The sequence below is a fragment of the Mammaliicoccus sciuri genome, assembly GCF_002901825.1.
In the GTDB taxonomy this organism is placed as follows: Bacteria; Bacillota; Bacilli; order Staphylococcales; family Staphylococcaceae; genus Mammaliicoccus; species Mammaliicoccus sciuri.
Genome location: NZ_PPQD01000026.1, coordinates 162335 through 186453 on the forward strand (window position 1 = coordinate 162335; position 24119 = coordinate 186453).

Annotated in this window: 21 protein-coding genes; 4 read left to right on the forward strand and 17 right to left on the reverse strand. The window is 33.3% G+C overall.

What is annotated here, in order from left to right; translation table 11 throughout:
• Positions 1–15: 15 nt before the first annotated feature.
• The 8 genes from narI to CD035_RS08190 form a co-directional block, all read right to left on the reverse strand.
• Positions 16–696 (reverse strand): respiratory nitrate reductase subunit gamma, encoded by a 681-nt coding sequence (gene narI, locus CD035_RS08155; RefSeq protein WP_048541115.1) that lies wholly within the window; start codon positions 694–696, stop codon positions 16–18.
• On the reverse strand, positions 689–1264 hold the full coding sequence (gene narJ, locus CD035_RS08160) for a nitrate reductase molybdenum cofactor assembly chaperone (protein WP_048541117.1): 576 nt from the start codon (positions 1262–1264) through the stop codon (positions 689–691). Before narJ ends, narI begins: the two co-directional genes overlap by 8 nt.
• Entirely contained in the window at positions 1257–2813 is a 1557-nt protein-coding gene (narH, locus tag CD035_RS08165) for a nitrate reductase subunit beta (protein ID WP_048541119.1), read from the reverse strand. Before narH ends, narJ begins: the two co-directional genes overlap by 8 nt.
• Entirely contained in the window at positions 2803–6474 is a 3672-nt protein-coding gene (locus CD035_RS08170) for a nitrate reductase subunit alpha (RefSeq protein WP_048541121.1), read from the reverse strand. The genes narH and CD035_RS08170 overlap by 11 nt, the downstream gene beginning before the upstream one ends.
• A 200-nt stretch (positions 6475–6674) precedes the next feature.
• Entirely contained in the window at positions 6675–7274 is a 600-nt protein-coding gene (locus tag CD035_RS08175) for an ATP-binding cassette domain-containing protein (RefSeq protein ID WP_048541123.1), read from the reverse strand.
• Positions 7275–7280: 6 nt separating this feature from the next.
• Positions 7281–7949, reverse strand: coding sequence for a molybdate ABC transporter permease subunit (gene modB / locus CD035_RS08180; protein ID WP_048541125.1), 669 nt, complete (start codon positions 7947–7949; stop codon positions 7281–7283).
• An 11-nt stretch (positions 7950–7960) separates the two neighbouring features.
• Positions 7961–8728 (reverse strand): molybdate ABC transporter substrate-binding protein, encoded by a 768-nt coding sequence (gene modA / locus CD035_RS08185; protein WP_037589049.1) that lies wholly within the window; start codon positions 8726–8728, stop codon positions 7961–7963.
• Positions 8729–8889: 161 nt separating this feature from the next.
• The gene (locus tag CD035_RS08190; protein ID WP_048541127.1) at positions 8890–11250 is read right to left on the reverse strand and encodes an FdhF/YdeP family oxidoreductase; all 2361 of its coding nucleotides are present in this window, start codon (positions 11248–11250) and stop codon (positions 8890–8892) included.
• Positions 11251–11384: 134 nt separating this feature from the next.
• Between CD035_RS08190 and fdhD the strand changes: the two genes are divergently transcribed.
• A complete protein-coding gene (gene fdhD, locus CD035_RS08195) occupies positions 11385–12179 on the forward strand; it encodes a formate dehydrogenase accessory sulfurtransferase FdhD (RefSeq protein WP_048541128.1) in 795 nt (264 codons plus the stop codon).
• Positions 12180–12224: 45 nt separating this feature from the next.
• On the opposite strand, the gene CD035_RS08200 is transcribed toward fdhD, so the two are convergent.
• The 5 genes from CD035_RS08200 to CD035_RS08220 all read right to left on the reverse strand — a co-directional run bounded on the left by CD035_RS08200 (position 12225) and on the right by CD035_RS08220 (position 15799).
• The gene (locus tag CD035_RS08200; RefSeq protein ID WP_048541130.1) at positions 12225–12971 is read right to left on the reverse strand and encodes a GNAT family N-acetyltransferase; all 747 of its coding nucleotides are present in this window, start codon (positions 12969–12971) and stop codon (positions 12225–12227) included.
• Between the two features lie 14 nt (positions 12972–12985).
• Complete coding sequence (locus CD035_RS08205; RefSeq protein ID WP_048541132.1) at positions 12986–13537, reverse strand: biotin transporter BioY; 552 nt, start codon at positions 13535–13537, stop codon at positions 12986–12988.
• 76 nt (positions 13538–13613) lie between these two features.
• Positions 13614–14468: an ROK family protein gene (locus tag CD035_RS08210; protein ID WP_048541134.1), complete on the reverse strand. Its 855-nt coding sequence runs from the start codon at positions 14466–14468 to the stop codon at positions 13614–13616.
• Positions 14469–14477: 9 nt separating this feature from the next.
• The gene (locus CD035_RS08215) at positions 14478–15116 is read right to left on the reverse strand and encodes a FadR/GntR family transcriptional regulator (protein ID WP_048541135.1); all 639 of its coding nucleotides are present in this window, start codon (positions 15114–15116) and stop codon (positions 14478–14480) included.
• Positions 15116–15799 (reverse strand): FadR/GntR family transcriptional regulator, encoded by a 684-nt coding sequence (locus tag CD035_RS08220; protein WP_048541137.1) that lies wholly within the window; start codon positions 15797–15799, stop codon positions 15116–15118. Before CD035_RS08220 ends, CD035_RS08215 begins: the two co-directional genes overlap by 1 nt.
• Before the next feature lie 149 nt (positions 15800–15948).
• Here CD035_RS08220 and CD035_RS08225 point away from each other — a divergent pair, with 149 nt between their 5' ends.
• Positions 15949–16818 (forward strand): N-acetylneuraminate lyase, encoded by an 870-nt coding sequence (locus CD035_RS08225; protein WP_048541140.1) that lies wholly within the window; start codon positions 15949–15951, stop codon positions 16816–16818.
• A 30-nt stretch (positions 16819–16848) separates the two neighbouring features.
• Positions 16849–18357 carry a sodium:solute symporter family protein gene (locus tag CD035_RS08230; RefSeq protein WP_048541142.1) on the forward strand — a complete coding sequence of 503 codons (1509 nt, stop codon included), beginning with the start codon at positions 16849–16851 and terminating at the stop codon, positions 18355–18357.
• 370 nt (positions 18358–18727) lie between these two features.
• Here CD035_RS08230 and CD035_RS08235 read toward each other — a convergent pair whose 3' ends face one another.
• Positions 18728–19660 (reverse strand): ABC transporter substrate-binding protein, encoded by a 933-nt coding sequence (locus tag CD035_RS08235; RefSeq protein ID WP_048541144.1) that lies wholly within the window; start codon positions 19658–19660, stop codon positions 18728–18730.
• A 191-nt stretch (positions 19661–19851) separates the two neighbouring features.
• On the reverse strand, positions 19852–20226 hold the full coding sequence (locus CD035_RS08240) for a YbaN family protein (protein WP_048541146.1): 375 nt from the start codon (positions 20224–20226) through the stop codon (positions 19852–19854).
• Positions 20227–20372: 146 nt separating this feature from the next.
• Between CD035_RS08240 and CD035_RS08245 the strand changes: the two genes are divergently transcribed.
• Positions 20373–21311: a DMT family transporter gene (locus CD035_RS08245; protein ID WP_048541148.1), complete on the forward strand. Its 939-nt coding sequence runs from the start codon at positions 20373–20375 to the stop codon at positions 21309–21311.
• 45 nt (positions 21312–21356) lie between these two features.
• Here the strand turns inward: CD035_RS08245 and CD035_RS08250 are convergent, their stop codons facing one another.
• Together CD035_RS08250 and CD035_RS08255 are read right to left on the reverse strand one after the other, a co-directional pair.
• Complete coding sequence (locus CD035_RS08250) at positions 21357–22526, reverse strand: acyl-CoA dehydrogenase family protein (RefSeq protein WP_048541150.1); 1170 nt, start codon at positions 22524–22526, stop codon at positions 21357–21359.
• A gap of 144 nt (positions 22527–22670) precedes the next feature.
• Complete coding sequence (locus CD035_RS08255; RefSeq protein ID WP_048541152.1) at positions 22671–24062, reverse strand: L-cystine transporter; 1392 nt, start codon at positions 24060–24062, stop codon at positions 22671–22673.
• Positions 24063–24119: the final 57 nt, after the last annotated feature.

The window sequence follows — 24119 nt, forward strand, 5'->3', positions numbered from 1 at the left end:
GCTTTTACTTATAGTTTAATTCGTTTTATGTTTTCTGTAAATAATGTAACTTCTACTAAAGTAATTAAGTGGAACACTCCAAACATGTACCAATCTCGTAAATGGCCATAAACTTGTGATTAAGAATCCTAAAATAATATGTACCTTAAATGTTAAAGGGACGTCTTTCATTAAAGCAACATCCGGTTTAAAGATTAACAAGCCTCTAAACCAAACAGAAATTGTTTGTCTATAATCAAAGTCTGGTGTTGTCGCGTTCGTCCATAACGTCGAGATACAACCCATCAACACGATAACTAACAATAATATATTTACAATAATATCCGATGCTGAACTTAACCTTCTTACATTTTGTTTCGTGATTCTTCTAGCTGTTAAGAGGACCATACCGATTAATGTCACAATACCGAAAATACTCCCAATATAAACTGCGCCGATATGATATAAATGATCATTAACGCCGACACTACTTAGCCATTCTGCAGGTACACCTAAACCAACTACATGTCCGAATATAACTGGAATAATACCTAAGTGAAATAAAACACTTCCCCACATCAATTGTTTCTTCTCAATAAACTCACTAGACTTTGCTGTCCATGAAAATTGATCATATTTAAATCTAAATAAATGACCAATAATAAAAATAGCGATACATAAATAAGGATAGATAACCCATATAAATTGATTAATCACCGTTGATCACCTTCTCTTGCTCTACTACACATGATTTTAACGTTTCTCTAATTGCTTTAATCAAATGAAAGTACGGACTGTTTTGTTTACCTAATGCTTGAAGCAATTCATATGTTCCATCTTCAATGACCATCACAACAAGCGTTAAACTTTCTTGTGCACGACTGTCGCCTCTCCACTCAGCAGCATATAAGAATTCAAGCATAAGTGGTAAAAAATCTGATAGTTCATTTTGAGGCATTTCTAGCCCGAACATTTCATAAAGTACTTTTAATCTTGCAAGCATTTGACCTCGTTCTTTTTGTTCTGTTAGTTTATTGTACGTCATATATAACGTCGTCTTTTTTTCAAAATCAAATGTTCTTGTATATACTTCTTGAATATCATCTAAAGAAATATCATGCATATTTTCCCAGTATTGTTTAATTTCGTGATAGGCAGGATGATTGGTATCGAAAGCTTTATCAAATGCTTTAGGATGAAAGTCTAGCTTTTCTGGATAAGTTAACTGGTTACTAAAGAAACCAAAGCTTTCTTTAAGTTGATATAATGCATCTAAATTAATCACGGAAAATCCCTCCATAGAAGTTCTCATTGTATATTTCTTGTCCGGATTTTTGTTCTGATAATCCTTGAACACCACAACCATCACAATTTGAGCCAAACATTTCGCCACCATAACCTTGGCTACCTTGTGCTCTATAAGTATCCATATAACCTTCTTTATGTGATGTCGGTACAACAAAACGATCTTCATGTTTAGCAATCGCGAGTAATCTATACATCGATTTCGTTTGTCTTTCAGTGAGTCCTACACGTTCAAGTCTTGAAATATCAAAATCTTTACCACTTGATTTAGCTCTCATATAAATACGCATCATGGCCATTTTTTGCAATGCTTCTTTAACCGTCTTCGTATCACCAGCTGTTAACATATTCGCTAAATATTGAACGGGTAATCTCATTTCTTCGATAGCTGGGAAAATCATATCTGGATTTCTAATAGAATCTTTACCTTCAAAGTAATTCATAATCGGACTTAATGGTGGGCAATACCATACCATTGGCAATGTTCGATATTCAGGGTGTAAAGGAAATGCTAATTTATATTCTATTGCCAGTTTATATACTGGTGAATTTTGTGCAGCTTCAATCCAATCTTGTGAAATACCATCTTTTTCAGCTTGTTGAATAATATCTTCATCAAATGGATCTAAAAATAGATCAAGTTGCTTTTGATATAAGTCTTTTTCGTTTTCTGCAGAAGCTGCTTCTTGAACTTTGTCAGCATCATAGAGTAATACACCTAAATATCTCATACGACCTGTACAAGTCTCAGAACATACTGTTGGTAACCCGGCTTCAACTCGAGGGAAACAGAATGTACATTTTTCTGCTTTGTTCGTTTTCCAGTTGAAATACACTTTCTTATAAGGGCAACCTGTCATACAATATCTCCAACCACGACATGCATCTTGATCGACAAGTACAATACCATCTTCATCTCTTTTATACATTGCACCAGATGGACATGATGCAACACAACTTGGGTTTAAGCAATGTTCACACAGTCTTGGTAAATACATCATAAATGTTTGGTCGAAGTTAAATTTAATTTCTTCTTCGATTTTTTGAATGTTAGGATCAGTAGGTCCTGTAACATGAGCACCAGCTAAATCATCTTCCCAGTTTGGTCCCCATTTAATATCTAATTTTTTACCTGAAATAACAGATTCTGCTTTTGCTACTGGAGAATGGTTTCCTTCTTTAGCTGTTGTTAAATGTTTATAATTATATGTCCACGGTTCATAATAATCTTTCATTTCTGGCATATCAGGATTATAGAAAATTTTACCCAATGCAATTTTAGATAGTTTACTACCTGACTTTAATTCTAATTTTCCTTTTTTGTTGAGTACCCAACCACCTTTATAAGTTTCTTGGTCTTCCCAACGTTTCGGATAACCGATACCAGGTTTTGTTTCAACATTATTAAACCATATATATTCAGCGCCCGGTCTATTTGTCCATGTACTTTTACATGTGACACTACATGTATGGCATCCTATACATTTATCTAAATTCATAACCATAGCTACTTGCGCTTTAATCTTCAAGCCAATCTACCTCCTTCATTTTTCTTATCGCAACATATACATCTCTTTGGTTTCCAATTGGCCCATAGTAATTAAAGCCATAACTTATTTGTGCATAACCGCCTACTAATTGCGTAGGTTTCAAGTGAATACGTGTAGGTGCATTATGTGAACCACCACGAGTATCTGTAATTTCTGATCCAGGTGTCTCAATATGTTTATCTTGTGCATGATACATAAACATCGTACCTCTAGGCATTCTATGCGATACAACTGCTCTAGCTGTAACAACACCATTTCTGTTATATACTTCTAACCAATCATTATCTTGAATGTCGTTCGCCATTGCATCTTCTTTCGCAATCCAAACAGTTGGACCACCTCTAAATAACGTCAACATATGCAAATTATCTTGGTAAGTTGAGTGAATATTCCACTTACCATGAGGCGTTAAATATCGTAATACTAATGTATCTACGCCACCTTTTATGTTTTTATCTTTCGTACCGAATACCATTGGCGGTAATGTTGGTTTATAGATTGGTAAGTTCTCGCCAAACTGTAAGAATACTTCATGATCAATATAATAACTTTGTCTACCTGTTAACGTTCTAAAAGGGACAAGACGTTCGATATTTGTCGTAAATGGCGAATATCTTCTGCCTAATTTATTTGAACCAGGGAATACTGCTGTCGGTATAACTTCTCTCGGTTGTGCTGTTATATTTTGGAACGTTATTTTTTCTGATGCACGTTCACTAGAAATATCTTTCAATGTCATCCCCGTTTGTTCTTCTAAGTCATCGTAAGATTTTTGTGATACTTTACCATTTGAAGCTGATGAAACATTCAATATAACATCTGCTACTTTTCGTGCTGTATCCATTCTAGGAAGGCCATTTTTAACAGTGTCATCTTCCCACGTATCTAACATAATCTTTAATTCATCGTATTGCTCTTTAACTGAGAAACTTACACCATGAGCACCGACTTTACCTTTTTCTAACAACGGTCCAACTGATATATATTTATCGTATATAGCTGTATAATCTCTTTCTACAACTGCGAAACCAGGCATCGTTTTACCAGGTATTGCTTCAATTTCACCTTTAGACCAATCTTTAACAATTCCGTAAGGTGTTGAAATTTCTTGTTTAGAATCATGCGCTAAAGGTGTTGTCACAACATCTTTAAATGTGCCTTTCATATGTGTCTTCGCTAAATCAGAAACAGATTTTGCTAACGTTTTATAAATATCCCAGTCTGATTTTGATTCCCATAATGGGTCAACTGCAGGGTTAAACGGATGTATGAATGGATGCATATCAGTAGAAGATATATCATGTTTTTCATACCATGTTGCTGCCGGTAATACGACATCTGCATACAACGGTGTTGCTGTCATTCTAAAATCTAGCGCAACTAATAAATCTAATTTGCCGGTTGTTTCTTCTCGCCAAACAATCTCTTCTGGTTTATCTGTTTCATTAGGATTTGCTAATAGACCTGATTTAGTACCTAATAAATGTTTCATAAAGTACTCTTGTCCTTTTGCTGAACTAGAGATTAAATTTGAACGCCATACAAACAATGTTTTTGGATGATTTTTCTTTGCATCTGGGTCTTCTATAGCAAATTTAGTCTTTTTAGATTTTACTGATTCAATTGCCCTTTGAAGAATCACTTCATTTGAGTCATCCCCTGCATCTTTCGCTTCTTCTCCAAACAATAAGCTATTACAATCAAATTGAGGATATGATGGTAGCCATCCTAATCGTGCAGCTAATACGTTATAATCAGCTGGATGTTGATGTTTCAATTCATTTGATAATGGTGACTGTAATTTATCAACACCAGACTCTTCATATTTCCACTGATCCGTTGCAAAGTAGAACCAACTTGTTGCATTTTGAAGTCTAGGTGGTCCTTGCCAATCCTTCGCAAAAGCAATCGTTGACCAACCTTCTATCGGACGACATTTTTCTTGACCAACGTAATGCGCCCATCCGCCACCATTTACACCTTGGCATCCGCATAATATAACAAGGTTTAATATAGAGCGATAAATTGTATCAGAGTTAAACCAGTGATTGATACCTGCCCCCATAATAATCATTGAGCGACCATTTGTATCAACTGCATTTTGCGCAAATTCTCTTGCCACTTGCGTCACTATTGAAAATTTAACACCTGTTACTTTTTCTTGCCATTTAGGTGAATACATAGAATTTTCATCTTCATAACTTGATGCTTCAAGTGGATGATTTAATCTTCTTACGCCATATTGACTTGTCATTAAGTCGTATATTGTCGCGATATAAATTGTTTCTCCGTCCTTATTTTCGATTTCTTTAACGATAATAGGTCTTTCGAAAATACCATTTCCATCATTATCAAAATACGGAAATTGAATTGTGATCACTTTAGAATCATGGTCTTTAAAAGATAGAGCTGGATCTATTTCTTTTCCATCTTCACCTACTAAATTTAAGTTCCATTTAACGCCTTCTTCATATCTTTGTCCCATCGTTCCATTAGGTATGACAAGTTGTTCACTATTTTGGTCGTAAACTACTGGTTTCCATTCTGCATGTTCTGTTTCCATACCTAAATCACTTGATCTTAAGAAACGACCTGCTTTATAACCTTCTCCATGTTTATCAAGTTGTATGATAAAAGGCATATCAGTGTATTGTTTTGCATAGTTGATAAACATTTCTTCTTGTTTATCTTCATAATATTCTTGAAGAATGACATGTGTCATAGCTTGCGCTAATGCTGCATCTGTACCAGGATTTGGTGCTAACCAGTTATCAGCAAATTTTACATTTTCAGCATAGTCTGGTGCGACAGACACAACTTTAGTACCTTTATATCTTACTTCAGTCATAAAATGCGCATCTGGTGTACGCGTTAATGGTACATTCGATCCCCACATAATAATATAACCGGCGTTATACCAATCACTTGATTCAGGTACATCCGTTTGTTCACCCCATATTTGTGGTGAAGCAGGTGGTAAGTCAGCATACCAATCATAAAAACTAAGCATTTCCCCACCTAATAACGATATAAAACGCGCACCTGAAGCATAGCTAATCATGGACATAGCCGGTATAGGTGTAAATCCAGCAATTCTGTCTGGACCATATTTTTTCACAGTATATATAATTTGTGCTGCGATGAGTTGTGTAACATCTCTCCAATTTACGCGAACATGTCCACCTTTACCGCGTGCACTTTTATAAATTTCAGCTTTCTGTTCATCTTCAACAATGGATGCCCAAGCGACAACAGGATCTCCGTATTCACTTAAAGCAGCTTTCCAAAGTTTCCACAACTTACCTCTAACGTAAGGGAATTTCACACGTAATGGACTATATTCATACCATGAAAAAGAAGCACCACGCGGACATCCTCTAGGTTCAAATTCAGGCATATCAGGTCCACAAGAAGGATAATCAATTTGTTGATTTTCCCATGTAATCACACCATTTTTCACGAACACTTTCCATGAACAAGAGCCTGTACAGTTTACACCATGAGTCGTTCTGACAACTTTATCGTGACTCCATCTTTCTCTGTACATTTTCTCCCATTCTCTACTTTTTTCTTCTAAGATAGACCAATTTCCATTAAATTTTTCGGTTGGCTTAAAGAATTTCAAACCTAACTTAGACATAGTTAGAACCTCCTATTATTTGCCCTTAATTATCTATATCAATTGTAATTTTTTTCACAATGTTTATGTATTAGGGGATTACCTATACAACATGACGAATTCCCTACATTCCTTTATTTGCGCAAAAAAGCCTCAAACAAAGTGTTGATCTTTGTTTGAGGCTTCGGACATATTATTTATTTTCACCTTACAATTAACTGTTAATTAATTTCGATAACTTCATCTGCTAAAATTTGAACTTCTTTTTTAGAATGGGACACAAGTATGATCGGTATTTGCCAAGTCTTGAAAATGGACTTTACTAATGCCATACCTTCGTCTTTTGTTTCATCATCTAAACTTGAAAATGGTTCATCTAATAGTAATAAGTTAGGTTTGACACTTAATACTCTACATAATGCAACTCTTTGTGACTCTCCACCAGATAAAGTAGATGGATATTGATTTAAACAATTTTCTATACGTAAATGTTTAATCAATTGCTCTGTCTCTTTATTAGGCTCAATCATATAATGAATATTTTCATGAACTATCTTATGTGGAAAAAGTTGATAATCTTGAAACAGATAGCCAATATTTCTATCTTGCACTTTAATCACATGCTTTTGATCACTGAGCACTTTTTGATTAATTTCTATTCTGCAAGTTTCCGCTTCTGTAAGTCCTGCAATAATGTTCAATAATGTAGATTTACCTATACCTGATCGTCCAACTATCGCATAAATTTTCGGAGTATCAGATTGGATATTTAATGATATCGTTCTGTCTTTGATTAACTTTTTAATTGATATATCAATCATCCATATCTACTCCCATTTATGATTCTTTTGATTTAATATATTAAGTGAGCTAATCACACAAACTGCAAATGCGATAAGTACAATAACCCATAACCATGCTTTGTATTCCTCACCAGCTTGCACTAAGAAATAAATTTCTAATGGCAATGTGTTCGTTAAACCAGGAATATAGCCAGCAATCATGAGCGTTGCACCAAATTCTCCTAACCCTCTAGCAAAACTCATTACTACACCAGAGAAAATGGATTGTTTTGATAACGGTAAAATAATCGTTCTAAAAATTTTCCCTTCACTAGCGCCCATCGTTCTTGCTGAGTTTAGCATCTTTGGATTAATAGATTGAAATCCATTCATTACATGTTGGTACATAAGCGGTAAACTTACAATAATCGCTGCAATCACCGCACCTACCCACGTAAAAATCACATTGATATGCAATACATCAGATAAAAATTGTCCAAAAAATTTATTTTTACCAAATACAATAAGGAGTATAAAACCCATAACTGTCGGTGGTAATACAATTGGAAGCATAATGATGCTTTCGATTACAGGCTTTAATTTACCTTTATAATTGAGCATCAGCTTTGCCAGAATAATACCTAGGATACAAACAATGATTGTACTGATAATTGTTACTTTAATTGATATCCATAGTGGTGTTAAGTCTGGCATAGCGTTATCTCCTATCCTTCAAAGTGATATTCTTTAAGAATTTCTTTTGCTTCTTTTGATTTTAAGAATTCAAACCATTCTTTAGCTTCTTTCTTGTCAGTAACAAGACCAGCTCTATAAGTAATTGGATGATCTAAAGGTGCATCTGCTAATTTAACGACGTTATCGACTTTTTTATCTTTACCTTTATACATATCTGTTGCGTATACAAATCCTGCTTCTGCATTTTCTTTTTGAACATAGTTTAATACTTGTTTAACATCTTTTGCGAAAACAAATGTACTTGTCATGCCGTTATATAGATCTTCTTTTTTCAAATACTCTACAGCGTAGCGACCTGCTGGTACACTTTTTTCTTCACCAATTGCGACTTTGTTAGGCGCACTAACATCTTTAATATTTTTGATGCTAGAGTTTTCGTATTTAATGATAATTAATTTATTTTTAGCGTAATCATAAACTTCTTTAACTTTTTTACTATCTTGTAATTTATCAACATCAGAAGTGTTTGCAGACATTAATACGTCTACATCTGCACCAGCTTCTACTTGTTTACGTAAACTACCTGAACCACCATAATTGAATTTAATATTGGTATTCGGATGCTTCTTTTTAAATTCTTTTTCTAGAGCTTTAGAAACATCTGTCAAACTTGCTGCTGCTGATACTGTTAACGTCTTGCTTTCAGTTTCTTTTTTAGCTTTATCTTGGTTAGATTCTGTGCTACAACCAGCTAATACAAGTAACAAAGCAAAGACTAATGTTAAAAATCTTTTCATGACTTCTTTCCTTCCTTTTTAGATATGTACAAACTTAATTTACACCTTTATCTATACTATTGTAAGACTCTTATACATTTTTTCACAAATTATTCTTAAAGTATAGTGAAATATGTAATGATAGGGAATATCCTTATTTATTTGAGGATACTCCCTATCTATTATTGCATCGGTATTTCTTCTAAATCTTTAATCGGTTTTTCATAATAGTCTCTATCTTTTTTGGCGTTAAATCTGTCCGCTTTTTCTACTTTGACTGTAATGTTATAATCTGGAATCTTAGCGTATTTCTCGTATCTACCTCTAGGTAATAAATAGTTGCCTTCAGGGAAGTAGACTTCAATGTTTCCTTTTAAGATATCTACATATTTTGCGACACCTTGAAATACGCCGAAACCATTATGCAATACAACACCTTCCCCTTCAGCGATGCTTAATCTATCAGCATCTTCTTTATTCATTAATACATCATATCTTCCACCATGGTTAAAGGATTCATAATCACCATATACCATTGAGTTAAATTGTTTACCTCTTCTAGTCGTTAACATGAAATCATCAGGTTGTCTGTTTAAGTCTGGAATATCTACGCTAATTAAATGACCTTTACCATCTTCAGTTGGACAAATCCCATCTTCACATAACCAAGCGCCCCCCCACTGGAAGACGTCTCCTTGATTTCTTAAATGTTGGATACCATCATAATCTGGATTTGATTTTGCAATCTCTTCTCTAATAGCTTGACCATCTTTAAAATCAATTAAATGTGCTTGTTCAGGTTTAACACGTTTAGCTAAATCAATATATATTTGCCATTCTGATCTTGCTTCTTTTATTCTATTTTGATTCCCTTCAATTACTGGTGAGTAGTAAACCATGCGTTCTGTTGAAGTAGACGTACCGCCACCATCTTGCTCATAACGTGTCTTCGAAGGTAATACAATAACGGTTTCTTTCGCATCAACTAAAGTAGATGTATTTAATATAATATCTTGATGTACTCTAAGTTCTAAGTTTTCTAAAGCTTTTTGTATAAATGTTGGGTCAGGCATTGTTTCTAAGAAATTCCCACCGGACATGTAATAACATTTAATTTTACGCTCATGATCATCTGGTAACATAATATTTTCCAACGTTACACCGACAGTATCACCTTGCCAATCCGCAATATCAAATCCCCATAACTTCTCAATACGCTTTTTATTTTCTCCATCAAATGCACCGCCTGGCAATACAAATGGATCACAGCCCATTTCTCCAGTACCTTGCACACTAGAATGTCCCCTGAACGGCATTAGACCACTGTGCTTTCTACCTAAGAAACCTCTTAATAAAGCTAAATTACATACTTGAGATATATTATCCGTCGCAAACTCATGCATCGTTAATCCTAGTGCCCAGGCAAATACAGCATTTTGGGCATTGGCAAGTTCAAGCGCTAATTTATAAATTTGATCTTTAGAAATACCACTTGATTGTTCAATGTCTTCCCACGACTGCTTCTCGACTGTTTCTTTAAGTTCTTCATAGTTCGTAACATGTTCCTCAACAAACTTATGGTTAATTGCAGAACCGTATGCCTGTTCTTCCATTTCAAACCAGTGTTTCATAATGCCGTGCATAAATGCAATGTCACCACCAATATTGACTTGATAGAATTCGTCTGCGACATTTGTACCAAATAATGCTGATTCTGCCACAGATGGAATCCAATATTTATCCATTGCTGGTTCCTTATATGGATTGATAACGATGATTTTTGTTCCTTTTTTCTTTGCTTCAAGCATATATTTAGTTGAAACAGGTGAAGCATTAGATGCTACACTTCCCCAAAACAGTAACACGTCTGTACCTATCCAGTCTTGGTAATTCGCTGTTGAAGCTCCAACGCCTACTGAACGTTTCATCGCTGTTTTACTAGGTGAATGACATATTCTAGAAGCATTATCGATATTGTTAGCACCTAAATATCTCGCGACCTTACCTGCAACATAATATGATTCATTCGTAATCCCTCTTGAAGTTAAATAAAATGCATAATTTCTTGGATTCAATGATTTCATTTTTTCAGCTATTGTTTGCATCGCTTCTTCCCAAGAAATACGGATAAACTTACGATCACCTTTTCGTCTCATCATTGGATAAGGAATACGACCTAATTGCCTTAATTCTGTGCTATTATATTTTCTCAATTCATCTATATCTTGATGCAAAATTTCTGGTTTAATTTCTGGCATTGTATTCAATCTTAAAACATTAAATCGTGTTGTACACATGTGAGGACCGGTTAAAGTTTGATCACTTAATCCAGATACACCTAATGCACATCCATCACAGACACCTTTAGTGATAATATTTTTAGCGTAATTTAAATTATCTTTATTATCCCAAACAATTTTCATTGTATCTCTTATATGTTTAGGCTTTACTTTTCCTAGTCCAAAAGGTATTGGACTCACCCAAAATTCTGGTGCTGGCTTTAAATCTTTCTTCATAGGACCTTGATGTTTTGTCTTACCCATATTTAACCCTCCATGATTTCACTTACATTTATTATATGAAATCACAATATATTTTGAAAGTGCTTTCACTTTATTATTCATAGGTTACAAAGTAAAATAAACCTATTAAACAATTATTTAAATGGGGAATCATTATGAAGCAAAATATGACTTACAATCTTCCAATATTAAAATACCAAAATGATCAATTTATAGAGACAACGGATAGCTACGCAACAGAATTTCCTATTACGATTATTATAAATGGAGAAGAATTTGCAACAATCGTTTGTTCACCTAAACATTTAGAAGAACTCGTGCTCGGCTTTATTGCATCTGAAGGAGTTATTAAGAAGAAATCTGAAATTAAATCTATTTCAATAGATGATTCTAAAGGTTTTGCTCATGTAGAGCTCACAAAAGAAATTGATATCAATTTCAAAAAAAATACACAACGCATGATTTCGTCGTGTTGTGGTAAAAGTAGAGCTTTCTATTTTAATAACGATGCCGTAACAGCTAAAGTGTCACAATCTAAAATAAACATTACACCTCAACAAATTATAACTATGATGGATAAACTACATGAAGAAAGTAAGATTTTCAAAGAAACAGGTGGTTTGCATAATGCTGCAATAAGTGATGGAGATGACTTTTATTTGCATCGATCTGATATTGGTAGACATAACGCATTAGATAAATTATATGGTTATTGTATAGAACATGACATTCCAATCAGAAATAAAGTACTCATTTTTAGTGGAAGAATTTCCTCGGAAATATTAATCAAAGCATCTAAAATTGGTGTCGGCATCATCTTGTCTAAATCAGCACCAACTAACTTAGCAATTGGATTAGCACATGATTTAAATATAACGGCAGTTGGATTTATAAGAGATGGCAGCTTTAATGTATATAGCCACACTTATAGAATACAAAATGAATCCTAACAATAAATAAACAGGTTGAGACATCATTTGCTGTCTCACCTGTTTTTATTTGTATTCTTTTAACGTTTCAAATTGAAATCCACTATAAATATAACCTTGTCTTTTATACATATCTTTAGCTGTATCTTCACCATCTGCTACTAGAATAATCGGTTTATCTTTAGCGATTTCTGCTACGAAGGCTTGCATTTTCGTTCCTATACCTAACCTTCTATATATTTCTCGAACACCAAAGCTATCTAATTCTACATATTTCTCATTCATCCATATAAGCAACATACCTGCAGGCTTACCTTTATAATAAGATAATACTTGAATCGGATTATCACTATGTAATTGTTCTTTATTTAATTCAACTTTAAGATCTGCATAGTCTTTGCCATATGCTTCATCTTGTTCATATGATACGTTCAAGAAATCAACAATGTTATCCTCATTCGTTAGAACAACTTCAACCTCTTGATTGTCATCACTTTCAAAGTTCTTCTCAGCATTGATATATAATTCTAACCAACCTGTTTCATAACCTTGTAATTTCAAATATTCTCTTAATTCAATATCGATTGTTTCATTTTCAGGAAAGACAAATTTAAGAAAAGGCTGATTATTTTTTTGATGGATTTCTTTCAACATTGCTTCATCTGCTTTAAACGTATCTAAGTCTGGCATTTCTTTATATACAATTTTGTTAGAATCATACTGAATACGTTTATCCAATGTTTGATAATGTATATATCTATTTGTTTCAGTCAAAACCTTTCCATCTGTTTCTATATCTTTAAATGAAACCATCGTTATTCACCTCATTAAGTATTTCTTAATCGTTTTATTTCGGGTACATTCTTCAAGCTAAATAATAACATAGTTGCTAATATTGCTTTAACAATATCACCTGGTAAAAACGTTGCTGCTAATATGTATCTTTTAGCGATTGAAATATTCATAAACTCACCCATCACAAATCCGCCAATTAAATTGAGTAATAGAACTCCAATCACAATATTAATTGTTAACGCATATGTAAACGAGATCTCTTTCCACTTTCTATCTATAAAGAATCCAATTAGAAATGCAACAACTGGGTAGCCAAATAAATAACCAGCAGATGGTCCAAAGAATACACCTAGTCCGCCTCTACCACCTGATAATAATGGCAGTCCTGTTGCAACAAGTAATAAGAAGATGATAACACTTAATGTACCTCTTTTATATCCTAATAAACATCCCGCTAATATGATACCAATATTTTGTAGAACGATTGGTACCGGCATAAATGGTAATGGAATTGGTGGTATAAATGCTAATACTGAAATAAAAGCAGTAAACATTGCTATAATAACGATATCTTTAGTTTTCAAATTTTTCACTCCTAATATAAGATAACGATATTATACCACATTGTTAACCAATGTAAATTATAAGTTAACAATTATTTTATAAACTAGAAATCGCACCATATAAAGCTGAATCATTTCCCTTTGAAGTGACTTCAATTTTGGCATGACCATAATCAGTTGGTAAATAATCATCGATAAATGGTTCTATCAATGATAATAGTCTTACTTCTTGTTGAGAAATTCCTCCTCCAATAAGTATAATTTCTGGATCAAACATAATTTGTACTTGCGCAATACCTTCTGCTACATGCTTAGCCCATTGATAAAGGATATCTTGAGCTTTTTCATCATTTTGATACGCTAAATCAAACAACTTCTCGACTTGCACATCTTCTTTATAATTGGCACTGATTAATCTTTTTAAAGCGGTTGTTGAACCCCTATCCTCATATGTTGTATTCGTTTCTTTGTCATATAATAAATAGCCTATTTCGCATGCTCTATACTTTTCACCTTCTAATAATTGATTTTCATAATATGCGCCACCTATACCCGTACCAATCGTCATTAAAAATATCGATTTAACTTCTCTATCAAATGTTAACAATTCACCAAGTAACGCGCATGATACATCGTTATTAACTGCTACATTACTAGCTATATCTGCTAATGATTGTTTAAAATTTGTACCATTATAATATGGTATCGTCGGACTAGCATATGTAATTTCACCTTTATGTGAATCAACGACACCTGCAGTAGAAATACCAACTTCAGGTTTATTTAAGTTAAATTCTTTTGTATATGATTCCACGATCTCTTTAACCGCTTCAACTATACCCCCATCTTTATTATGTGGTGTTTCAATTTTTTGATAACTATGTATTGTGTGGTGGTTATCAATTGCACCAGCTTTAATAAATGTGCCACCTATATCAATTGCAATTTTCATAATATCCTCCTAAATAGACAAATGTGTCGTCATAAGTTCTTTAGCTAATTGAACATCTTTATTGGCAATTGCTTCGATAATTTTCCTATGCATTTCATTCGTTTGAATATAATTAATTTCTTTCCCTTCTTCTTCAATATGATAGAAGTATGACTGAATAACAGAGCTTAATTGTTCGAATAATACATTGCCTGTAGAGCTTAGTAAAGTTTGATGAAATGCTTTATCATTCTCATAATGATTGATAACATCTTCATTTACAATTGCTTTTAATTCAGTGATATCCTTATCTAATTTAACGATTTCTTCAATAGCTGCACATTCAAAAATAATTCTCAATGACAGTAAATCATTTTTTGAACCATTTGCGACTTGGAAACTAAATAGAAATCCTTCAACTAAACTAGAGATATCCGGTGCTTTGATAACCGTTCCTCTTCCTTGAACTGTCTCGATCACACCTGTATGTTCCAGATAACTCAAAGCTTCTCTTACAACTGAACGACTCACGCCATACATTTCAGTAAAAGCACGCTCTGTCGGTAAGCGATCCCCTTCTGTCATGCCATTATCCAAAATATATTGTTTAATTTCTTGTAATACTTGCGACTTCAAACTTTGGACTTCAATCTTATCTAATTTACCCATCATTTTTGCTCCAATTCTTCTATCCACTCAACGACTCTAGACAGATGTTTATTAATAATGTCATGTGCTAAAGTTAAATTTTGTTTCTCAATTGCTTCTATTAAATCAGCATGTTCTTTGTAAGATTTTTCTATGTCTTCTTTATCAACGATTTGATTAAACTGGTTCTTATCGAAATACTCTTTAATAACTTTACTCATCGTGATTAATGTTTGATTTTCAGTAAAGATAATAATCGTTTCATGAAAAGCTGAATCATAATGTGCAAATTTTTGAGATTTGTTAAAAGACTCATAATAAATATCATTCAAATCTCTTAGTTTATTCGCATCGATCACGATTTTATTTTCTATTAAAAGACGTATCGCACCGAGTTCTAATATTTTACGCACTTCAAGTAATTCTTTAATTTTAAAACCATGTACTTTCATATGCGACTCAAAAAGCATTGATAAATGTTTATTCTTCTCTGTTATAAACATGCCACTTCCTGATTTAACTTGAATGAGACCACTTTGTTGTAAACGACTAATCGCTTCTCTCACAACTGTGCGACTCACCCCTAATTGTTCGACAAGCATTTTCTCTGAAGGTAGTTTATCTCCATTATCAAATTGATGTTCTGCTATATATTCTTTTAATTTTTCAACAGCTACATCAACGAGTGATGTTCGTTTCATCATTTTACCTACCTCCTCTTAATTATTTATTTTATCATAAGTGATGTATCAAATAATAAAACGATTGACAGAAGAATATGTATTCGCTTACAATATGATTATAAATTGGTCTGACAATATTATCAATTAATAAATATAAGGGAGTTTTTTTAATGAAAGGATTATATTCTGCATTACTAGTGCCATTTGACGAGAAAGGCAATATTTTAGAATCAGGTTTAAGACAAATCATTCGCCAAAATATCGATAAACAACAAGTAGATGGTTTATATGTAAATGGTAGTTCAGGTGAAAATTTCTTAATGAATACTGATCAGAAGAAGAAAGTCTTTGAAATTGTTAAAGACGAAGTAGGATCAGACGCTAAATTAATCGCACAAGTTGGTGCATTAGATTTAAACGAATCAATCGAATTAGGTAAATTTGCTACAGAATTAGGTTATGATGCATTATCAGCTGTAACACCATTTTATTACCCATTCAAATTCGAAGAGATCAAGTATTACTACAATGCCATCATTGAAGCTACTGGAAATGAAATGATCATTTATTCAATTCCAGCATTAACTGGTGTTAACTTATCTATACAACAATTTGAAGAACTTTTCGAAAATGAAAAAATTATCGGTATTAAATATACTGCAGCTGACTTCTACTTATTAGAAAGAATTAGAAAAGCGTTCCCAGACAAATTAATACTTTCTGGCTTTGATGAAATGCTTATTCAAGCAGCTGTTTCAGGTGTAGACGGTGCAATCGGTTCAACTTATAACATCAATGGACAACGTGCTAGACAAATATTTAATTTAGCTAAAGAAGGCAAAATTGAACAAGCGTATGAAATTCAACATGAAACAAACGATATTATTGAGCAAGTATTGGCTTTAGGTATTTACCCTACTTTGAAAGCTGTTCTAAATGAAAATGGCATTGAGGCTGGTACAACTAAACGACCACTCGCGCCATTAGATGAAGCATCACTCAAAAAAGTTAAAGAACTTGTTTCTAAATACAATTTATAATTATTTGATGTACAAAGGGGATGCCATATTATGAATGAAGTAGGATTTGGTACAGGAAACTGGATTGCATTAATTTTATATTTAATTGCAACATTATTAGTAGGTGTATATTTTACAAAAAGAGCTGGGCAAGATACAGACGCGTTCTTCAGAGCAAAAGGTAGAGTCCCTGCATGGGCAGTTGGATTCTCAATCTATGCTACAACTTTAAGTGCGATTACTTATATGGGAACACCAGAAAGAGCATTTAATACAGACTGGTCTTATGCAGCTGGAAATATCGCCATTATCGCGATCATTCCATTATTGATTTATTTCTATATTCCATTCTTCAGAAAGCTTGATGTAACAACAGCTTATGAATATTTGGAAGAAAGATTCGGTATCACAATGCGTGTTATTGGATCTCTAGCATTCACATTATTCCATATTGGACGTGTTGCGATTGTTATTTATTTACCAACATTAGCAATCACTTCCGTTTCAGATATTAACCCATATTTAATCGCAGCATTAGTTGGATTATTATGTGTTATCTATACGTTTATGGGTGGTATAGAAGGGGTTATTTGGAGCGACGTTATTCAAGGTATTATCTTATTAGGTGGTGCTGTTGCCGTTATTTTCTTAGGTGCTTTCCAAATTGATGGAAACTTCGGTACAGTCTTAAATGAAGCTGTGCAAGATAAGAAATTTGTCTCAGTGGACAACTGGAAATTCGGAACAGCTGCTGCTGCAATTCCAATTATATTTATTGGTTCTATCTTTAATAACTTACACCAATACACTGCAAGCCAAGATATCGTTCAACGTTATCAAACAACTGGTTCAATATCATCAACAAACAAATCATTATGGACTAACGGGTTATTAGCATTTATTACAATCCCTATCTTCTATGGAATGGGAACTGTGTTGTATTCCTTCTATAATAATGTAACATCTTTACCAGAAGGATTTAACACATCAGCTATCGTACCTTATTTCATACTTACACAAATTCCACCATTTGTTGGCGGATTATTAATCGCTGCTATATTTGCTGCAGCACAATCAACAATTTCTTCAAGCTTGAACTCAATTTCAGCCTGTGTAGTTGTCGATTTAAAACAAAGATTTTCTAAAACAAATAACGCTAAAAATGATGTACTATTAGCAAGAATCATCATTATTCTAGCAGGTGTCTTTGGTACATTGGCATCATTATACTTAATTAATCAAAAAACAAACGAAACATGGGATTTATTCTTACTTGTAACAGGACTATTCGGTGTACCAATCGCCGGCGTGTTTGCAGTAGGTATATTTACTAAAAAAGCCAATACTTATGGTGTTATCATCGGACTAATCGTCGCAGCAATCGTTTCTTACTTTATAGGAAAAACAGATATCACACCATTTACAGTATCCGTAATCGGTTTCTTTATCGCATTTATTGTAGGTTACTTAGCAAGCTTACCATTCGCGAAACACAACAAGAATATCGTAGGCTTAACTATTCATACAATTAATGATCAATATGTTAAAGAAACAAAATAATGAACTATATAAAAAGCAGGGACATCAGCGTCCCTGCTTTTAATTTTTGTTGCATTATGTTCGAGAGTCTTCGTGCGTTACACACTAATTTTGTACCTTTGCGCACGATATCTCTTAGTCTTCGTGCGATTCACCCTGATTTTATACCTTTGCGCACGATATCTCTTAGACTTCGTGCGTTACACACTGATTTTGTACTCTAGCGCACGATATCTCTTAGTCTTCGTGCGTTACATACTGATTTTGTACTCTAGCGCACGATATCTCTTAGTCTTCATGCGTTATGGCCTGAACAATAAAAAGCAAAGACTGACGTCCCTGCTTTTTATATTCTGATAATGAGAATCGGTGTTATAGCATTTGCTATTGATTATTCAGCTTTTTTAAGAATTTCATCTTTTAAGTATTTACGTTGCATTTCTAATGAATATGGATCGTTATACCAGAATGTTTGTGCATCAATTTCGATGACTTTATCATTTTTAACTGCTGGAATTGATTTCCATGATTCAGTTTTTGTGAATTCTGGTTTTGCTTGTCCTTTTGTTACTGGTAAGAATAAGTAATCTCCTGAATATTTTTCAATTTCTTCTTGAGAGATTTTTTTCCAACCGTCTTTTTTAACATCTTTTTCAATGCTTTCTGGCATTGCTAAACCGAATGCTTGGTATAATACTTCTGTTCCTCTACCCCAGTTTTCACCGTAAGTATAGATGTCTTTTTGGAATGCTTCAATAACTGATACTGTTGTATCTTCGCCGATTTTATCTCTAATTTCTTTCCCGTCTTTAGAAGTTTCTTTCTTCCATTTTTCTACCCATTCTTTTGCTTTGTCTTCTTTACCAACTAATTTACCTAATTCTACTTGCATGTCTAAGTAATTGTGTTTTGCATAGTCGTAAGGAATTGTTGGTGCGATTTTATCATATTTCTTTAAGTTTTTATCTGCGTTATATGTAATGATTAAGTCTGGTTTTAATTTAGCTACTTGTTCAACATTGTCTTCACTTACTTTTTCAATACCTTTAATTCTATCTTTAAGTATTGGTGTTTGATCTGTAGAAGCTGGTACACCCACAGGTTTAACACCTAAGTGTAATAAGCCACCAACGTATGATGGTGCTAATACAACAATACGTTTAGGGTTTTTCGGGATATCTATTTTTTTACCGTCGTCTAATTTATAACTTACTGTATCTTTACTTGATTTTGTTTTACTGTTGCTCTCTTTCTCATCAGATTTATTGCCACAAGCAGCAACAACTAATGCTAAAGCCATAATAAACACTAAAAGTTTCTTCATAATTATCCTCCCAATTGATAATGACTCTCATTTTCATCTTTGTCTATTATATAACCCTTCAATCTATATAGCAATAGAATTTTTAAATTTATATAACTTTTTTATTCTATTTTACAATAATAATGATGTATGCAAATACAACAAAAAAATACCGATAAAAGACGTTACGTCATTTTATCGATATTTTAATATTACGATTTATTTTTACTTGGCAAAGTTTTAACAAAAGTGAATAATACAACAGTTTGGAAGAATAACATGATGCAAAGACCTATGCGAACATAAAAATGATCGACCATCCAAATTGAAAAGCCTACTACGATATATACACTTATAAGCAATTCGAACTTTTTCTTTAAAGTGTACCCTCTATATTTTTGAAAATCTTCTACATATTCTTTATAAACTTTTGTGCTTACTAACCAACTATGGAATTTATCTGAACTTTTAGCAAAACAAAATACTGCTAATAATATAAATGGTGTTGTAGGTAATAACGGCAATACAGCGCCAGCAAATCCTAATATAGTAGCAAGTATACCAACTGATATTAATACAAATTTCATGCGGAAACCTCACTTTTAACTCATTATGTTCATTATAAGAACGCATATTATAAAATTGCAAGTAAAACATTTCAGCTTATTGTTTAATAATTTATCAAATGCTAAAATTAATTAATTAACATCTTTTAGAATCGAGGGGCTTATAAGTGCAGAACAAACAACTAAAAGGTACCTTATTAGTGATGCTTGGCGCTACATTTTGGGGGTTAGGTGGAACGGTTACTGAAAAGTTATTTACAGAATACCATTTACCTGTTTCATTATTTGTAGCTGAAAGATTGATATTAAGTGGATTTTTCCTTTTGCTCATTGCAAAATTAATCCAGAAACATCCTTTAACAAATATATTTAGAGTCAAACATTCATTATTTCAATTGACTATATATGCTTTATTCGGCATGTTAGGTGTACAATACACCTTTATGGCGACAATTGATAAAGGGAATGTTGCTATTGCTACTTTGTTACAATTTTTAGCACCAGTCGTCATATTACTTTATTTACTAATCACTAGAAAAAGTAAATTTAGATTAACTGATATTATCATCATCGTGTGTTCACTATTCGGAACGAGCTTATTATTAACAAATGGTGATTATGCCACATTATCAGTCCCTCCAAATGCCATCGTTTGGGGATTATTAACAGCTTGTGCAGCTGCTTTTTATACTGTATATGCTGTTAAATTATTTTTAAATTGGCCATCTCTTGTTGTAATCGGTTGGTCAATGTTTATTGGCGGTATTGCACTTTCAATTATCAACTTAGATTTCTCATTTCCTTGGCATTTATTAGATATACGAGGCGTCATTTATTTCATCTTTGTGATCACTTTCGGAACGATGTTTGCTTTTTGGATGTATTTAGAAAGTGTGAAATATATTAGCCCACAAACAACAGCATTATTTGGTGTACTTGAGCCCGTAACAGCTGTTATATCTTCAGTTCTATGGTTAAAAGTACCATTTGGATTGTGGCAACTCATCGGTATGATTATCATCTTGATTGTCGTACTATATATGTCAGTAGGCATGAAACCAAGACGTAAAAAACGTAAAAAAGCCACACAAACAGATCATCTATAGTAAAAAAGAATGGTTAGAAATCTTTAAAATTTCTAACCATTCTTTTTATTGATTTTTACTTCTTTCTTCTCTAGCCTTTTTAGCTAATTTTGTAATGGTTACGTCATCCATCGGTGGATTGTGTAAGCCAGCTCTTATATCTCTATAATAGCGTTGCAACGGTCTTTCCATTTGTAAGCTTTTCGCACCTACAATTCTCATTGCGATATCAATAATTTTAATAGAGTGATTAACGACAACATGTTTAGCCGCACCTATTTCAACATCTATAACTGCATCTGTTATGGAAGGATTTAAATACTTATTGATTACACTATATATATAATGTCTTGCAGTTGTTAATTCTAATTCCATCTGACCAATATTTTGTTGAACAGCTGGAATATCTGCAATCACGCCATCGATACTTCCAGGACTATATTCATTTGCAAAATCAACAGCATAATCTCGTGCTGCTTGCCCAATACCTAAATATACTGCTGGAATATGTAGATTCCATGGGTTGATATTATTACCTCTTGGACCATTCGCAACTTCTACTAAGTATTTCTCATGAACTTTAACATCATCTAACACTAAATCATGACTCTCAGTAGCACGCATACCTACCATATTCCAATTCTCTGCTATTGATAAACCTTCAGATTCTCTTGGTATTAAAAAGAAACCGAGTGCTTCTTTTTCTGGTACATATGCACCAACAAGAAAATGCGTTAACCTTTGACTCATTGTTGTAAATGTCTTAACACCATTTATAATATAATGATCTCCGACACGATCAGCGTATGTACTTGGACGTGCACCTCGAGTTGGGCTGCCTGTTTCCGCTTCACTTACAGCTCTATTAACAATCGCGCCATTTAATACTTCTTCAGCAAATTCATCTAATAAATCTTGTGTCCATAATTTTTCTTGATAAATTTGTCCAACTACACCCATATGCCAACCAATTGCTAATGCAGTTGCACCATCAATTCTACCTAATGTTTCTTGGAATAAAATAATATCTTCTGGTGTCGCACCTTCGCCACCATATGATTTTGGAAGCACAATTTTAGTATAGCCTTCATCAATTAACCAATTAATATTTTCATATGGAAATTCTGAATTTAAATCATTTTTTTCAGCGTGTTTTTGTAATGACGCTTTATGATTTTCTATTTTATTAACCCATTTTTGTTGGAATTCATTCTTAATAAATAAATCTCTACTCATCGTGTCCTCACTCCTTAATATCACTTTATCATTGTATTTATTTGCTTTCAATATATATCCGAGCATACCAATAAGTTTTTATAAAAAACAGGCAATACTGAAATTCACGATCGGTATCAGTATGTGCCTGTATAAAATTAATAATTAATATGACTCTCCAAGTTCATTGAAGTCTTGGTCATTGTATTTTTCTTCATCTAATTGTCCTGTAATTTTAGCAGTAGCCGTACCCGCTAACATTGAATCATTAACATTCAATGCTGTTCTACCCATATCGATTAATGGTTCAACTGAAATTAATACCCCTGCTAAAGCAATAGGTAAATTCAATGTTGAAAGTACGAGTATAGCGGCAAATGTTGCACCGCCACCTACACCTGCTACACCAAATGAACTGATGACTACAACGCCGATAACAGATAAGATAAACGGTAAATCAATGTCAATACCTGCACTTGGTGCAATCATCATAGCTAACATCGCTGGATAAATACCTGCACAGCCATTTTGTCCAATTGATAAACCAAATGAACCTGCAAAGTTTGCAATACCTTCTGGAACACCTAGTCTAGTTGTTTGTGTTTGAACATTTAAAGGTAACGTTCCTGCACTTGATCTAGACGTAAATGCGAATAGTAATGTTTCACTTGCTTTTTTAACATAAGTAGCTGGGTTTAAACCAACAACAGATACTAAAATTAAATGTATGATGAACATCGTAATTAAGGCCGCATAAGATGCTACAACAAATTTACTTAATGTCCATACTGCTTCAAAGTTACTTGTCATGACCGTTTTAGTCATAATCGCTAAAATCCCGTAAGGTGTTAATCTTAATACAAACGTAACGATTCCCATAACTAAGGCATAAATCGCATCTATCCCTCTTTTAATTAAGTTACCTTTTTCAGGTTCTTTTCTCATCACACGTAAGAAACTAAATCCAACAAATCCAGCAAATATAACGATCGCAATTGTTGAAGTACCTCTAGCACCTGTGAAATCTAAGAATGGATTGGCAGGTAACAATTCAATAATTTGTGATGGTAAATTATTAGCCGTCATATCTTTAGAAGTTTGTTCAATTTCTTGACCACGACTATTTTCTACATTACCTAAATCGATTTGTGATGCATCTAAATTAAATAGCATCGCATAAATAATACCAACTAAAGCTGCAACAGCAACCGTTCCTAGTAAAAATGTAAATATCCAAGCGCCAGCTTTAGCAAAGTTTTGACCAATTGTTATTTTAGTAAATGCTGAAACAATTGAGATAAAGATAAGTGGCATAACGATCATTTGTAATAGTTTTACATAACCTGTACCTACAATATCAAACCATGAAGCTGTCGACTCTGTTACTTTAGAATCTACACCATAAATAAGATGTAAAGCTAAACCAAACACAATCCCTATTCCTAAGCCAATAAGAACACGTTTAGAGAACTTTACATGTTTCTTATTTAAATAACCTAATAAACCTATAAATGATAAGAAAACAATAATATTAATGACTACCCAAAGTGTTTCCATTAATGGACCTCCTAAATCTTTTAATTCCGATACATTAAATAAGAATACACTTTAAAA